This is a genomic window from Shewanella decolorationis (assembly GCF_004354305.1).
Classification (GTDB): domain Bacteria; phylum Pseudomonadota; class Gammaproteobacteria; order Enterobacterales; family Shewanellaceae; genus Shewanella; species Shewanella decolorationis.
The window spans coordinates 4,070,387-4,085,831 of record NZ_CP037898.1; the positions used below are offsets into that span (position 1 = coordinate 4,070,387).

Sequence of the window (15,445 nt, forward strand, 5' to 3'; positions counted from 1 at the left end):
TGCTGTTTTTAAACGCGGGGATTAGCGGCTACGGTAGACTGGATACTTAAGATATTGATTATCGTAGTAAGGGCTGCGCTCATAGAACCAGCGTAAGCGTGCCTCGGGATCGGCGGCAAACTCTGGGTTTTCTAGCGCTTTGTTAAATTCCGCCTGTAACTTGGGATCTTCCTTCAGCATCTTGGCGGCCAGCGGCTCTACGGCGTAGTCCTCAATGTATTCGGTACGGGTAAAGATAGGGTTAAAGAAGCCCCATTGCAGTAACGAGTCCGGTGATTGTGGCTCGAGCAGTAAAATCGCCAGATCGCCCAAGGGTTGGTCTGTGCTGATTTTCACTGTGCCCGCGGGCAAGGTGGTGGTTAGTTTCGCCAGTGTCGAGTCGGCCTTCACAGTGAGTCGACCCTCGAACGCCTTGGTATTAAACACCGGATTGCTCAAGCTATATTGCTGCAATTTAAGCTCTGTTGGCTTGCTTAAACGCGTCATCCGAATGCCGTGTAGATTTAAGCGGTCAATCACTTGTGTCCACTGGGCGGGAATATAGTAAGCACTCGGGCGAGTGACTTTAATATCGGGCACAGTTTCGGCAATCACAGGTAAATTCGGATACAACTTAGGCTCGCCCGTCCAACGTACTACTTCGGTGCCGCTAATCGGGCTTTGCTCAAGCTTGTAATCTATGCCTTTAAAATCCCAGCCTTTAGCCAGTGGTGCCGATTTCCACGTTAATGTGATCAGTGGCGAGGCGCGGTATTTATCCTCTTGAATCGCACTCTTTAACTTGGTCGCTTGGTCACCGACGGTTTTCAGGGTTTGCTCTAGCATCACATAAGTACCAAGTACGCGCTGCTTAAAGGGTTTTAAGCTGTGGTTCTCAATCAAAATGGTAGGCAGATGGCGAGCATCACCATAGCCATTAGAGAAGCGTGGGCTAGGGTTCCACAGTGACATGCCTTTAGTGATATCGGTATTGTCGACGGCGAAAATCAGCGGACCAGGGACATGGCCTTGGGCGGTTAAGGCTGCTTCGACCGCGGGACGGTAGCTATTTTCGAGCCAACGGAAACTGGCGGGACTCAAGCCTTGTGCGAGGTTGTAGCCGAAGGTGATGTCGTACTGGTAATCGATACCGTCGGTGACATGCACATCGATATACAGATCCGGTTGCCACACATTAATCGCCCGCAGCATATGCTGCATTTCTAAGGTGTCGGCCTTGGCGTAGTCGCGGTTAAGGTTGAGGTTATTGGCATTGGTGCGCCAACCCATATTGACTGGGCCACGTTGATTAACACGATTAAATTCGCCGCTGCGCTCATGGGCATCGACGCTAAACATAGGCACAAACAGCAAGTTAGCCTTTTCGAGCAGGTCGCTTTTATCACCTTTGACTATATCCCGCAGCAGCATCATGCCGGCGTCTTTACCGTCGATTTCGCCCGCGTGGATCCCCGCCTGCACCAGAATCGTCGGCTTAGTGTTTTGCTTAAGGCGCGCCGATTCGTTAATGCCTTCACTGCTGGCGACATACATCCAAATGTCGCGCCCTTGAGGGCTCTTGCCTAGGCTGACTTTCTGCAATTTGGTGGTTTCGGCCGCCAATCGGTCGAGCCAAGTAATTGTGTCGTCATAGCTTGGGCTTTCGGTGCCGTTGCTTTGCTCGAAAGGCGTCGCCCATTCGTTATCGGCGCTGAGTAACAAGGCTTCGCTAGCTCCATGCCAAGTGATGCTCGGCGGTAGAATGGCATCATTCACAAAGGTATTGGCGCGAGTCGGTGTTGCTGTTACTGCGGCTTCGGGAGCCGCTTCTGTTGCGGGCGAAACGCTGCTGTCGGCACTGGTGTCAACCGCGTCGGTTTTAACGGCCTCAGCGTTGGCAGCTCCAGTCGTCACTTCGGGTAGCGCGACTTCGGCATTTGCGGCAACGGCTAACTGGGCTGTGAATAGTGAACCCGCCGATAAGCAGGCAATGGCGATAACGGAAGGGGAAAACAAGCGCATGAAAACAGTCCACACATCGAATTTTTATTAGGGCGGTATCTTTTCATTAAGCCCCTGCGAGTGCAAGGGCTACCAAGGGTTTATCTTGATCTGACTGAGTGATTTACGCTGCCACTCCCCGTGGCAACAGCCTATAAAGGATTGGCGGTTTTATGTAACACGGTTTGTCCGCTATAGGCGATTTCGATAATCTCGATATCGGCGTAGAGGGCTTCGACGGCAATGGCGAGTTGATAGATAAGCCAGCCGTATCCCGTGAGGGCAAATCCCTGCGCTACCTCGTTTGCTACAGAGATTGAGGTGTGGTCTGGCGCGGGTGTTGCCAAGGTAAGTTGTAATCTGTGCTGCAACTCTTGCTCTAATGCATTTGGTAGTGTGGGCAATGTGGCTGTTTTACCTGTAATAAATTCACTCAGCCTGTGAAGATACGCAGTAAGCTCGGCGGCGACACGGTTGATTTGGTGGTATGCCTCTTTGTCGGCCTCCTGCCAGCGACTCAAAGGTAATAACTCGAGTAGGGTGATCAGCCGCACCTGTTTATTGACTAATTCCGACAGCAGTACTTTATGCTTTTTCAGGGTTTGGCTTTCCCATTCGAGGGAGAAAAACAGCTTCTTCTGGGTTAATACGGCTTTCATGGCCGCTTCGAGATCGGCGCGAAAATCTAAATCATGGTTGGCGGGAGCCTGTAAGTGTTGGGTCAGTACCTTGGCCATACTATTGATGGCATTAGCGAGCTGACTACGCCAGTCCTGTTTGGCCTTAATCGGGAAGATAAATAGCGACACCAGAATCGCGATAACACAGCCGAGCAGAATATTCGCCGTGCGCCAGAGCGCCTCAGAGGTGTCGTGGTTCGCATCGCCAACAACGATAATAATAGTGAATCCCGCCACCAGATAGGCATAGCTGTAGCGTCCCGCCGAGATAAAACAGATCAGCGTAACCCCTAAGATCAGCAGCCCCATAATCAGCCAATAACTGTCGATAGTGGCCACTAACATCACGCCATAAGCCGAACCTAAACAAGTGCCTACTGCCCGTTGCAGGGATTTTTCAATCGCGCCGCCCACTTGCGGCAGACTCATCATAATGATCACAATCGTCACCATGCTCCAAATAAAATGCGGTGGTGACCAAATGGCATTGATAATGACCGCAATCAGCAGGGCTAGGCCGAGTTTAAGGGCATGAATGGCACGGAAATGACGATAGATAAAGTCGGCAAAAGGGCTTGCAGGGGCAAAAACGGACATAATGCAACACTCCTTTGGACTGATGGTAGCCAAGCCATTATCGCAGAAAGGCATTGTGCTCGTGTGGCTCGGCGGATAAAGAAATTCGAATTGCGAGGCCGCGCTGTTTGAGCTTAGCCCAAGGCGTCGCCAAGATCACATTAATCTGCATTAAGTGATAAGAAATCAGTGGGATAAAGTGCGGTATCTCGAAGTTTAAGCCATAAAAAAAGCTTGAATAAGCAAGCCTATTCAAGCCTTGGTATATCAATGTATTCGCACAGTTAGTTCGAGCTTGGCTCTGCGGTGTACTTATCCATAATCACGGCGCAGGCGGCATCACCTGTGATGTTGAGCGCGGTGCGGATCATGTCAAACACCCGGTCGAGGGCGAATAACAATGGTAAGCCGTCAATGGGAATACCCGCGGCCAGTAGCACTGCGACCACTAAAAATGATGGACCGGGCACACCCGCTTGGCCAATGGCGCCTAAGGTTGAGGTGAAGATAATCGCGGCATAGGCGGTCATTGAGAGGTCAATGTTGTACATTTGCGCGAAGAACATGGCGACTAAACCATAGTAAATCGCGTTGCCGCTCATATTGATGGTGGCGCCTAAAGGCAGCACAAAGGCGGTGGTTGCCTTAGAAACCTTAAGATCTTCTTCGCAGGTTTCCATATTCACCGGCAGCGTGGCCATGGATGAAGCCGTTGACAGTGCCATCACCTGAGGTTTTTTCATTGCCGAAATAAATTGGCGTGCCGATACCTTAGAAAACAGCTGCACCACTAAGGGGAAGAACACAAAACCGTAGATCAGAATCGCGGCCACAAACACGGCAAACAGCTTAAACACCACTTCTAAGGCATCGAAACCGAAGGTGCCGACGGAATCGGCCATCAAGCCAAACACCCCAATGGGGGCAATCACCATCACACAGTTGATCATCCACACAAACGCGTCGACGACGGTATTTAACGCCGCCATGATGGGCTTAGCGCCATCGCCTTTGACCTTGGTCAGCGCGATCCCGAAAAATATACTAAATACCAGAATTTGGAGGATATTCCCGCCAGTCAGCGATTCGAACACATTGGTTGGGATCATGCCAATAAAGGTGTCCATTACCCCAGGCAGAGCGCCATGCTCAGCGGTCACTTCCATCAGGCCGCTACTGCTATGGGCGGTAAAGTCGACGCCCGCGCCAGGGGTAAACATATTACCCATGACCAACGCTAAGATAACGGCAATTCCCGAAGTGACAATAAAGAAACCGAAAGTGCCGACACCAATCTTACCCGCCGAGGGGCTATCGCCTAAGCTGGCGGCGCCGCTGATGATAGACACCAGTACCAGTGGTATCACTAGCATTTTGATTAAATGGATAAAGATGGTGCCCAGTGGTGCGAAGATGCTCGCACTTTCACCCATCATAAAACCAACCAGTGCGCCAATAATCATGGCAATAACCACTTGCACACCAATGTTGCCTAATAAACTCTTGCTCTTCATTCTTGCGAAACTCCCCAGTTATCGCGGCATTTTGTGTCTTAAGACTAGTTATCTATTTACAGGCCTGCCCTCGCTTTTGGCGTAAAAGCTCAGCCCTGACACGTTTTTTGGGCGCCTAAGGTATCACAGTTGGCGTAACGGGTTTTGTGAAACATCACCAACCTTGGTTTGAAAATAACCAAAACCTAAATAACACCATGTATAAATGGGTAATGTTTAAAAATGCATGCCGTAAAATGATGTTTATTCAATTGCGGCTTGGGTTTTGTCCATCGAATTGATGAATTGTGATTTTGGCTTTGATGGACGCAGATATCCTCTCGTATTCTTGGGGCGGGTTGAGTTGCGAGAACTCCCATCTCTTACTTGTATGCATCTTGGGAGTGGTGAATAGGCTCTATGACCATGCAGCTTAGTGACTCACTCGGTTTTACTATGACAACGCCATTCGAGGACATTATGAATATCACCTCATTTTTCGGTCAGCCCGAGTCGTTACAGCGCTGGATAAGAAAGTGCATCGAACAACCCGGATTAAGCTATTGGCTGGTTTATCAAGATCTTGAACAAGGTGAATCCCTACAGCTGACCACATTATTATTCCCGATAGTGGCTGATATGAGAGACCTATCGGATGCCGAAATCGATGCCTTTGAGGATGGCTTAGGCCACAGTGACTATGGTTATCTGCTAAACACGGATCAAATCGAGGATGTTATCGATAATCTTAAGCAGCAAAAAACTCAACCCAGTGAAGAGGAACTGCTTGAAGCGATCATCTTTTACTATGAGCGAGATGCGTTTATCGATATTTAACTATTTGTATTTATATATTTTTAATCAGATAAAATGCCGACGGTTGATGTCGGCATCGACGTTTAAGGCGAGGTGATAAGCTTTGCAGTTGAGGTATCGAGTGCTTGTTTTTATGCGTTCAATTTCGCAAGCACTCTGCATACCTCTTACACATTAAGGCATTGCTGGGAAAGTGAATGAGCTACCGATACCCAATGGCAGGCCTATTGCCCAATATGCCAATAAGAAAGCGCTCCAAAGCAGGAGAAAACTGATTGAAAACGGCAACATCAATGCCACTAGAGTGCCAATGCCTGATTCCTTAACGTATTTTTGGCAAAACACCACAATCAAGGGAAAGTAAGGCATCAGTGGGGTAATGATATTGGTCGACGAGTCGCCCACGCGGTAAGCGGCTTGAGTCAAATCGGGTGATACGCCCAGCTCCATTAACATAGGCACCATAATGGCACCAATCAAAGCCCATTTGGCCGACGCCGAGCCGACTAATAGATTGACGAACGCCGTGAGAAACACAATTCCCACCAAAGTCACGCCCATAGGAAGTGCCAATTCTTTCAACGCCAACGCGCCTTTAATCGCCATTAATGCGCCTAAATTGGATTGACCAAACGCATAAATAAACTGAGCACAGAAAAAGGCCATAACGATGTAATAACCCATACCACTCATGGACTTACTCATGCCTTGAATAATGGCTCTGTGGTTATTCGCCGTGCCCGCAACATAGCCATAGACTATGCCTGGCACGAGGAAGAACACAAAAATAATCGCCACAATGGAGCGCATTAAGGGAGCCGAGGAACTGGTTAGCGCGCCATCGGTACCACGCCAGGCAGAGTTGTCACCATAGGCGGTAAACACCAGCCCTATGGCACATAACAACATGGCGCCCATGGCGAATTTAAGCCCACGGCGCTCATGGGGTGCTAGCTCATCAAGCGTTGGCAGCGTGCTAGGATCGCCATTCACCGCGGTGTTTTTTAGGCGTGGCTCAATCACTTTATCCGTTAAGAACCAACCAACTAAGATAATTAACACGGCTGAGGCCGACGTAAAGAAGATATTATTCAGTGGGTTAATCGTTAATGTGGCCGCCGCTGGGTCGGCCGATAATCTTGCCGCTGCCTGTGTTAAGCCCGCTAACATAGGGTCAAGGCTCGATGGCACACCCACGGTCGCAGAAAAACCGCCGGATACGCCCGCGAAAGCGGCGGCAATACCGGCTAGGGGATGGCGACCCGCGGCATAGAAGATCACCGCGCCGAGCGGGATAACCAGTACATAACCCGCATCAACCGCGACATGGCTCAGGATACCCACGGCGATCAATACTGGGGTGAGTAACATCTTGGGGGTAACAGATAAAATCGAGCGCAGCCCAGCATTGATAAAACCAGTATGTTCTGCCACTCCAAGCCCCAACATAGCAACCAGCACGACACCCAGCGGCGGAAAAGTCACAAAGGTGGAGACTATTGTCGAGGTAAAGGCTGTCAGTGCCCCGCCTTCGAGCATATTGACGACTTGAATGGGGTTGCCAGTACGAGGGTCGATTTCATCAAAACTGACACCCGATAATCCCCAGGAGATCAGCCAGACTAAGCCCAGAAACATCGCAAATAACACCGCCGGATCGGGCAGTTTATTACCGACGACTTCGACACCATTGAGAAATCGCTGGAATCCAGTGACAGGTTTATGGTTTTCCATTTGGGTGCAGCTTCCTAAAAAATGATGATTGTTATCGATGATTATAAAAACGCAGCATTAATTTAAGCTTGGTTTAACTAATCGATAAGAAATAAAACACATAAAAATCTACGCAGTGACCTTAGTGCGGCAGGCTCTTAGCCATCAAATCAACAGGCAAATAAAAAGCGCGGATTCATTACTGAATCCGCGCTTTTTTACTCAACAATGTGTTTGGTTACATTATCTGAATGAATCCGCTATGCACTTATGCCTTTGGGCCAGCGTTACGGATGGCATCAGACACTTGGTACTTAGCGAAGTTCTTAGTGAAGGCTTCAGCCAGTTTTTGAGCGTATTCGGCATACAGAGCCTTATCACTCCAAGTGTTCACTGGGTTGAGTAGGTTAGTGTCTACACCCGGTACCGCCACTGGAACGTCTAGGTTTAGCGTGTCTAAGTGTACGGTTTCTACGTTTTTCAGTTCACCGCTAACAATCGCATCGACAATCGCGCGAGTTGTTGGGATGTCGAAACGTTTACCAATACCGTGTGGGCCGCCAGTCCAGCCAGTGTTCACTAAGTACACTTGGCTACCGAATGACTCGATACGCTTCATCAACAGCTCTGCATACACGCCTGCAGGACGTGGGAAGAAAGGTGCGCCGAAGCAGGTAGAGAAGGTTGACTGAATCGCAGACGTTGAACCGATTTCAGTCGAACCGACTTTAGCGGTGTAACCAGAGAGGAAGTGGTAAGCCGCTTGTTCTTTGCTCAGGATAGAAACCGGTGGCAACACGCCAGACACGTCGCAGGTTAAGAACACAACAGCGTGCGGCTCGGCGCCACGGTTGTCTTCTTTACGCTGAGCGATATGCTCGAGTGGGTAAGCCGCACGGGTGTTTTCCGTCAGGCTGCTGTCTTTGTAGTTAGGCACGCGGTGCTCGTCCATTACCACGTTTTCCAGCACAGTACCGAAGCGAATCGCATCCCAAATCACTGGCTCGTTCTTTTGGCTTAGGTCGATACATTTGGCGTAGCAGCCGCCTTCGATGTTGAACACGCCGCCCGGTGCCCAACCGTGCTCATCGTCACCGATCAGGAAGCGTTTGGGATCCGCAGACAGGGTGGTTTTACCCGTGCCTGACAGACCGAAAAATAGCGTCGTGTCGCCGTCTTTACCTACGTTAGCCGAGCAGTGCATTGGCAATACGCCTTGGGCTGGCAGCAGGAAGTTTTGTACAGAGAACATCGACTTCTTCATTTCGCCAGCGTATTTCAAGCCCGCTAGCAACACTTTGCGCTCGGCAAAGTTTAAGATCACCGCCGCATCTGAATTGGTGCCATCACGCTCAGGTACACAGACGAAGTCTGGCGCGTTGATGATTTGCCATACAGGCTTGTCTTGACGGTTAAATTCTTCTGGGATGATAAAAAGGTTGCGGGCGAACAGTTGGTGCCAAGCGTATTGAGTCGTCACGCGCACTGGCTGGTAATGTTCAGGGTCTGCACCGACTTCGAGGTCAGATACAAACAACTCTTTATCGGCGAGGAATGCTTCTACACGCGCCCATAATCCTTCAAAAGCACCGGGTTCAAATGCTTGGTTGACGGGGCCCCATTCGATGTCAGCCGCTGAACTGGGTTCTTTAACAATAAAACGATCGCCAGGAGAGCGACCTGTACGGGTACCGGTTTTGGCAACCAGTGCACCATTGGCGGTTAATTCACCTTCGCCGCGTAGCAGGGCAAATTCGACCAGTTGTGCTGTTGAGGGGTTGTAATGAACGCGGTTTAATCCATCCGCCATAGTGAGGTCTCCATTGACTTGTATTTGTAAGGTTATTTTTTTATCGATCGTCTGCCGATTTTGCTTTTATTTATCGCCCGAGGCGTGCTAGGGGACAAAGTGTGCCGATTGTATCCTATCCGTGGGTAAAGTGTGAGCTGGATCATTGAGGCGGTACAAAAAAGGGCACCAGAGGTGCCCTTCTAACAGTCAATTTTGACTTACTGCTGGGTATTTGAAGCTGTGCCATTGGCATAAATTGATGCGATATCAATACCATCGAATACGTACTTGGCATTGCAGTATTCACAACCCATTTCGACCTTACCGTCTTCGGCCAGAATGGCTTCGACTTCGGCTTGATCAATGGTTTTGATCGCGGCTGCGCTGCGCTCACGTGAGCAAGTGCATTTAAAGCTGACTCCGATAGGATCGAACAAACGCACTTCTTCTTGGTGATATAAGCGGTGCAATACGTCCTGTGCATCTAAGGTGAATAACTCTTCCGCCTTGATGGTCGCGGTCAGCTGACATAAATGCTCAAAGTCGGCATTGTGATCTTCTTGGCTAGGTAAAATTTGCAAGAACATGCCTGCAGCTTGTTTACCGTCGGCAAATAACCAGAGTGCGGTAGGTAATTGCTCTGACTGGTTAAAGTAGTCTTCAACACAGGCGGCTAAGGTAGGCTTGTCGAGGGCGACCACGCCTTGGTAACGCTCGCCTTCATCGGGTGTTAGGGTAATAACCATATAACCTTGGCCAAAGAGATCGGCAAGGCTGGCATCGTCAGCTAAGTCGCCTTCCCAGCGGGCAATACCGCGTAATTGCTGTTGGTTATTACCATTGATTACCGCCAGCGATACTGGGCCGTTACCTTGTAGTTGCACGCTGATATCGCCACTGAATTTTAAGGTGGCAGTTAATAAAGAGGTTGCCGCCAGTAATTCACCGAGCAGAATTTGCAGCACGGGTGGGTAGGCGTGTGAGCCAATCACCTGTTGATAGCTGTCTTGTAATTGTACGAGTTCACCACGCACATCGGCATTGTCGAACAAGTAACGGTTTAAAATATCTTGGGTCATCTTGTGTCTCACTGTTAGGTAACTTTTACGTAATTCTTAGTATTCTTTAAAACGGATAAGCGCTCGTCGTTGCTTTTTATCCGGTTTATGCTCGGGCGCAGGATTATTGAGAATATTCAATCGTCTTGCTTCGGCGTTTACCGCCCGTTTAGCCGCACTGGCTGCGGTTTCTTCGTATAATTCCTGGGCAATTGATGCACTTTGGCGCACTTCAGATAATTTTTTTATAACGATCTCTTTATCGTCATATCCCTGTCGTATCTTAAGGACGGCACCTATCTCGGCATTCTTACTAGATTTGGTGCGCGCACCGTTGTAATGTACTTTGCCGCCGTTGATCATTTCTTTGGCAATGGCTCGAGTTTTATAAAAACGTGCGGCCCATAACCACTTATCGAGTCGAACGCTGCCACTGTCGCTTGAACTTTGTGTCATAGTGTCTCCAAGATAAAAGATCGATGAGTTCACATGCTGAGTAATAAATTGCCTAAGTCGCATTGCGATGATGTTAAAGGGTGGTGCGCTTCACACCCTTTTTAGGCGGGCAAAGTTAGCATAAATGGCCAATTTTCGCCAATTGCAATACTGTTATGGGGTTGTTGCCAAATGCGGCCTAGGTTAGCATGTGGCGAACATAATAATTTTTATAATCAGAACAGAGACCTGTATTGAGGGTCCACATAAATATGGATTTATTAGATAAAGTTATCGCAAAAGCTGCAGGTATTCCGCATAAGCCATTGAGTCAGATTGTTTTCTGGTGTGGTTTTATTCTGAGTTTACTCTTAGCCGCGCAAATTACATGGAAACTGGTACCTAGTTCATCTTCTCCAACTGTTTGGTCTCCTACGGCTGTCACAACGACGGGTAAGGGGGCCGGACAAGTCGATCTTGCTGGATTACAGCAGCTTGCGCTTTTCGGTAAAGTCGATGCCAAAGCGGATAAACCTAAAGTGGAAGTGGTTGAGACTGTGACCGATGCGCCTAAGACATCATTATCTATTCAATTAACGGGTGTAGTGGCTTCGACCGCTGATCAAAAAGGCCTCGCGATTATCGAATCCAATGGCAGCCAAGAAACCTATAGCCTAGGCGATAAAATTAAGGGCACATCCGCTTCGTTAAAAGAAGTTTATGCCGACCGTATTATCATCACCAACGCGGGCCGTTACGAGACTCTGATGCTTGATGGTCTGGTTTACACCAGCCAAAGCCCTGCGAATCAACAATTACAAAAGGCTAAGAGTGAAAAAGCCGAGGTGGTTAGCCGCGTGGATCAGCGCAAAAATGCTGAAATATCCCAAGAGCTGGCCGAATCCCGCAGTGAACTCTTAGCCGACCCCAGCAAAATTACCGATTACATCGCGATTTCTCCTGTCAGACAGGGCGAAAGCGTCGTGGGCTATCGTCTAAACCCAGGTAAAGATGTGAACCTTTTTAAGCAAGCGGGCTTTAAACCCAATGACCTTGCTAAATCGATTAATGGTTACGACCTGACTGTGATGAGTCAGGCGTTAGAAATGATGAGTCAATTGCCTGAATTAACTGAAGTTTCTGTTATGGTTGAGCGGGAAGGACAATTGGTTGAAATCATGTTTAGTTTGCCGCAATAACACGCGTTAGAGGAAAGTAAAATAATGAATAACAAACGGATTCGACGCAAACTGATTGCTGGAGTTGTGGCTGGCGCCACTATGCTGACCTCGCAATTTGTTTGGTCTGAACAATATGCGGCCAACTTTAAAGGCACTGATATCCAAGAATTTATCAACATTGTTGGTAAAAATCTGAATAAAACCATCATTGTTGACCCGACCATTCGCGGCAAGATCAACGTGCGCAGTTACGATCTGCTCAACGATGAGCAGTATTACCAATTCTTCCTCAACGTGCTGCAAGTATACGGTTATGCCATCGTCGAGATGGAAAACAACGTCATCAAGGTTATCAAAGACAAAGACGCGAAAACCGCGGCTATTCGTGTTGCCAACGACAACGACCCAGGTTTAGGCGATGAAATGGTTACCCGCATCGTGGCGTTGTATAACACCGAAGCCAAGCAGCTAGCGCCGTTATTACGTCAGCTAAACGATAACGCTGGTGGCGGTAACGTAGTGAACTACGATCCTTCAAACGTGTTGATGCTATCTGGCCGCGCCGCTGTAGTTAACAAGTTAGTTGAAATTGTTCGCCGTGTAGATAAGCAGGGTGATACCTCGGTACAAGTGGTGCCACTCGAATACGCATCTGCGGGAGAAATGGTGCGAATTATCGATACCCTTTACCGCGCGACCGCTAACCAAGCACAGCTCCCTGGGCAAGCGCCCAAGGTGGTTGCCGACGAGCGTATTAACGCCGTGGTGGTCAGTGGTGATGAAAAGAGCCGCCAACGCGTGGTTGAGCTTATCCACCGCCTCGATGCGGAGCAAGCCAGCACGGGCAATACTAAGGTACGTTATTTACGCTACGCCAAGGCCGAAGACTTAGTTGAAGTGCTGACCGGATTTGCGCAAAAGCTTGAGGGCGAAAAAGATCCGAGTGCTCAAGCCGGAGGTGGTGGCAAACGCCGTAATGAAATCAACATCATGGCCCACACTGATACCAACGCCTTAGTGATCAGCGCTGAGCCAGACCAAATGCGCACTATCGAGAGTGTGATTAACCAACTCGATATTCGCCGCGCCCAAGTATTAGTAGAAGCCATTATCGTGGAAGTCGCCGAAGGCGATAACGTTGGCTTTGGCGTGCAATGGGCCGCTAAAGCGGGCGGTGGTACTCAGTTTAATAACTTAGGCCCAACGATTGGTGAAATTGGCGCTGGTATTTGGCAGGCACAAGATAAAGAAGGTACCTACATTACCAACCCGAGCACTGGTCAAGTGATTGGTCAAAACCCTTCAACTAAAGGCGATGTTACTTTACTTGCCCAAGCCTTAGGGAAAGTGAATGGTATGGCGTGGGGCGTGGCCATGGGCGACTTTGGCGCCCTAGTACAAGCTGTGTCGGCCGATACCAACTCAAACGTACTGGCAACACCTTCGATTACGACGTTGGATAACCAAGAAGCCTCGTTTATCGTCGGTGACGAAGTGCCGATTCTGACGGGTTCTACCGCCAGCTCAAACAACAGTAACCCGTTCCAAACCGTTGAACGTAAAGAGGTTGGGGTGAAGTTAAAAGTGGTGCCTCAAATCAACGAAGGCAACGCGGTTAAGCTTGCGATTGAGCAAGAAGTCTCGGGCGTAAACGGTAACACGGGTGTAGATATCTCCTTCGCGACTCGCCGTTTAACCACCACTGTAATGGCCGACTCAGGACAAATCGTGGTGCTCGGTGGTTTGATTAACGAAGAAGTCCAAGAAAGCGTGCAGAAAGTGCCATTCCTCGGTGATATTCCGGTACTTGGCCATCTATTCAAGTCGTCTTCTAGTAAGAAGACCAAAAAGAACCTGATGATCTTTATCAAGCCCACTATTATTCGTGATGGTGTGACTATGGAAGGTATTGCAGGCCGTAAATACAATTATTTCAGAGCATTACAACTTGAGCAGCAAGAGCGTGGTGTGAACTTGATGCCAAATACTCAAGTGCCAATCTTGGAAGAATGGAATCAGTCTGAGTACGTGCCACCGGAAGTAAACGATATTTTGGATCGTTACAAAGAAGGCAAAGGGTTAGAAACTCAGATGCGTAAAACGGACTCGACCCTCAAGTCGCTGGATGAAAACAAGAACAAAGACAAAACACAATGAGTGAAATACAAGTAACCCAAGTCGAGGATTTAAGCCTAGTTTCTAACGAACTAGGTCTTGAAGCCGAAGGTGATGAGGTATTTCGCTCTAGCAGCAAAGAGCGTTTACCCTTTGCCTTTGCCCACCGCCATGAGGTGATTTTAGCCTATGGCGATGATGGCGCCTTGAACCTGTTTTATACCGCCAAAACCCCATTAGCGGCCATGCTCGAAGCGCGCCGCTACTCAGGGGTGGATTTGCCTTTAGTGTTGCTCGAGCCAAGCAAGTTTGAGGCGAAATTAACTCAGGCTTATCAAGCCAACTCCTCTGAAGCGCAGCAGCTGATGGAAGATATTGGCAACGAGATGGATTTATTTACCCTCGCTGAAGAGTTGCCACAAACCGAAGATCTGCTCGAAGGCGATGATGATGCGCCTATTATCAAGCTGATTAACGCCTTGTTATCTGAAGCGATTAAAGAAGAAGCCTCGGATATCCATATCGAAACCTACGAGAAACAATTGGTCGTGCGTTTCCGTATCGACGGTGTGCTGAAGGAAGTGCTTAAACCGAATCGTAAGCTGTCATCTTTGTTGGTGTCGCGGATTAAGGTAATGGCGCGCCTCGATATCGCCGAGAAACGTGTACCGCAGGACGGCCGTATTTCGCTGCGGATTGCGGGTCGTGCGGTGGACGTGCGGGTATCGACCATGCCATCAAGCCATGGCGAGCGGGTGGTGCTGCGTCTGTTAGATAAAAATGCTGGCAATTTGGACTTAAAACAACTGGGGATGACCGACAGTATCCGTGCCCAGTTCGATGAGCTTATCCGTCGTCCACACGGCATTATTCTGGTGACAGGCCCTACAGGTTCGGGTAAGAGTACCACGCTGTACGCGGGTCTTACCGAAATTAACTCTAAAGATACCAATATCTTAACCGTTGAAGATCCTATCGAATACGAATTAGAAGGTATAGGTCAAACCCAAGTAAACACTAAGGCGGACATGACCTTCGCCCGTGGTCTGCGTGCGATTCTGCGTCAAGACCCGGATGTGGTAATGATTGGGGAAATCCGTGATCTAGAAACCGCCCAAATTGCGGTACAGGCATCTTTGACTGGTCACTTAGTGATTTCAACCCTGCATACCAACACGGCCTCGGGCGCGATTACCCGTTTGCAGGACATGGGCGTAGAGCCTTTCTTAGTCTCATCGAGTTTGCTCGGGGTATTAGCCCAGCGCTTAATCCGTACACTTTGTCCAAAATGTAAAACAGAGCATGTGCCCGATGAGCGTGAGCGCGAGCTGCTTGGTATTACTGCAGATGATCAGCGCCATATTTACCGCGCCAATGGCTGTAAGGCCTGCGGTAACAGCGGCTACCGTGGTCGTACGGGTATCCATGAGTTGTTGCTGGTCGATGATAATGTGCGCGAGCTTATTCATGGTGGACGTGGCGAACTGGCGATTGAGAAATATATCCGCCAGTCGGTGCCAAGCATCCGCCACGATGGCATGAGCAAGGTGCTCTCAGGTATCACCACTCTGGAAGAAGTCCTAAGGGTGACCCGCGAGGAGTAAGC

11 protein-coding genes are annotated in these 15,445 nt (G+C 49.1%); 4 read left to right on the plus strand and 7 right to left on the minus strand.

Annotated features, from left to right (window positions below; translation table 11 throughout):
- Window positions 1-21 precede the first annotated feature (21 nt).
- From EYR25_RS18190 to EYR25_RS18200, 3 genes are all read right to left on the minus strand, one after another.
- The gene (locus tag EYR25_RS18190) at window positions 22-2,001 is read right to left on the minus strand and encodes a M14 family metallopeptidase (protein ID WP_133182012.1); all 1,980 of its coding nucleotides are present in this window, start codon (window positions 1,999-2,001) and stop codon (window positions 22-24) included.
- 131 nt (window positions 2,002-2,132) lie between these two features.
- Entirely contained in the window at window positions 2,133-3,257 is a 1,125-nt protein-coding gene (locus EYR25_RS18195) for an FUSC family protein (RefSeq protein WP_133182014.1), read from the minus strand.
- 263 nt (window positions 3,258-3,520) lie between these two features.
- The gene (locus EYR25_RS18200) at window positions 3,521-4,750 is read right to left on the minus strand and encodes a dicarboxylate/amino acid:cation symporter (RefSeq protein ID WP_133182016.1); all 1,230 of its coding nucleotides are present in this window, start codon (window positions 4,748-4,750) and stop codon (window positions 3,521-3,523) included.
- Between the two features lie 405 nt (window positions 4,751-5,155).
- Here EYR25_RS18200 and EYR25_RS18205 point away from each other — a divergent pair, with 405 nt between their 5' ends.
- The gene (locus EYR25_RS18205) at window positions 5,156-5,566 is read left to right on the plus strand and encodes a DUF7716 domain-containing protein (RefSeq protein WP_243729913.1); all 411 of its coding nucleotides are present in this window, start codon (window positions 5,156-5,158) and stop codon (window positions 5,564-5,566) included.
- Between the two features lie 153 nt (window positions 5,567-5,719).
- Here EYR25_RS18205 and EYR25_RS18210 read toward each other — a convergent pair whose 3' ends face one another.
- The 4 genes from EYR25_RS18210 to hslR form a co-directional block, all read right to left on the minus strand.
- Entirely contained in the window at window positions 5,720-7,279 is a 1,560-nt protein-coding gene (locus EYR25_RS18210; RefSeq protein ID WP_133182018.1) for an AbgT family transporter, read from the minus strand.
- A 247-nt stretch (window positions 7,280-7,526) separates the two neighbouring features.
- Window positions 7,527-9,068, minus strand: a complete 1,542-nt coding sequence (locus tag EYR25_RS18215) for a phosphoenolpyruvate carboxykinase (RefSeq protein WP_133182020.1) — start codon at window positions 9,066-9,068, stop codon at window positions 7,527-7,529.
- Window positions 9,069-9,268: 200 nt separating this feature from the next.
- Window positions 9,269-10,129, minus strand: coding sequence for an Hsp33 family molecular chaperone HslO (gene hslO / locus EYR25_RS18220; protein ID WP_133182022.1), 861 nt, complete (start codon window positions 10,127-10,129; stop codon window positions 9,269-9,271).
- Window positions 10,130-10,165: 36 nt separating this feature from the next.
- On the minus strand, window positions 10,166-10,564 hold the full coding sequence (gene hslR, locus EYR25_RS18225; RefSeq protein ID WP_023266233.1) for a ribosome-associated heat shock protein Hsp15: 399 nt from the start codon (window positions 10,562-10,564) through the stop codon (window positions 10,166-10,168).
- A 251-nt stretch (window positions 10,565-10,815) separates the two neighbouring features.
- Between hslR and gspC the strand changes: the two genes are divergently transcribed.
- From gspC to gspE, 3 genes are read left to right on the plus strand one after another with little or no spacing between them, the layout of a single operon-like run.
- Window positions 10,816-11,742 carry a type II secretion system protein GspC gene (gene gspC, locus EYR25_RS18230; RefSeq protein WP_133182024.1) on the plus strand — a complete coding sequence of 309 codons (927 nt, stop codon included), beginning with the start codon at window positions 10,816-10,818 and terminating at the stop codon, window positions 11,740-11,742.
- Between the two features lie 24 nt (window positions 11,743-11,766).
- Window positions 11,767-13,881: a type II secretion system secretin GspD gene (gene gspD, locus EYR25_RS18235; protein ID WP_133182026.1), complete on the plus strand. Its 2,115-nt coding sequence runs from the start codon at window positions 11,767-11,769 to the stop codon at window positions 13,879-13,881.
- A complete protein-coding gene (gene gspE / locus EYR25_RS18240) occupies window positions 13,878-15,443 on the plus strand; it encodes a type II secretion system ATPase GspE (protein WP_133182028.1) in 1,566 nt (521 codons plus the stop codon). The genes gspD and gspE overlap by 4 nt, the downstream gene beginning before the upstream one ends.
- The last annotated feature ends 2 nt before the right edge of the window (window positions 15,444-15,445 follow it).

Coding starts and splice junctions, on each gene's coding strand:
- EYR25_RS18190 (WP_133182012.1), bottom strand. CDS start 2,001: ATGCGCTTGTTTTCCCCTTCCGTTATCGCCATTGCCTGCTTATCGGCG.
- EYR25_RS18195 (WP_133182014.1), bottom strand. CDS start 3,257: ATGTCCGTTTTTGCCCCTGCAAGCCCTTTTGCCGACTTTATCTATCGT.
- EYR25_RS18200 (WP_133182016.1), bottom strand. CDS start 4,750: ATGAAGAGCAAGAGTTTATTAGGCAACATTGGTGTGCAAGTGGTTATT.
- EYR25_RS18205 (WP_243729913.1), top strand. CDS start 5,156: ATGCAGCTTAGTGACTCACTCGGTTTTACTATGACAACGCCATTCGAG.
- EYR25_RS18210 (WP_133182018.1), bottom strand. CDS start 7,279: ATGGAAAACCATAAACCTGTCACTGGATTCCAGCGATTTCTCAATGGT.
- EYR25_RS18215 (WP_133182020.1), bottom strand. CDS start 9,068: ATGGCGGATGGATTAAACCGCGTTCATTACAACCCCTCAACAGCACAA.
- hslO (WP_133182022.1), bottom strand. CDS start 10,129: ATGACCCAAGATATTTTAAACCGTTACTTGTTCGACAATGCCGATGTG.
- hslR (WP_023266233.1), bottom strand. CDS start 10,564: ATGACACAAAGTTCAAGCGACAGTGGCAGCGTTCGACTCGATAAGTGG.
- gspC (WP_133182024.1), top strand. CDS start 10,816: ATGGATTTATTAGATAAAGTTATCGCAAAAGCTGCAGGTATTCCGCAT.
- gspD (WP_133182026.1), top strand. CDS start 11,767: ATGAATAACAAACGGATTCGACGCAAACTGATTGCTGGAGTTGTGGCT.
- gspE (WP_133182028.1), top strand. CDS start 13,878: ATGAGTGAAATACAAGTAACCCAAGTCGAGGATTTAAGCCTAGTTTCT.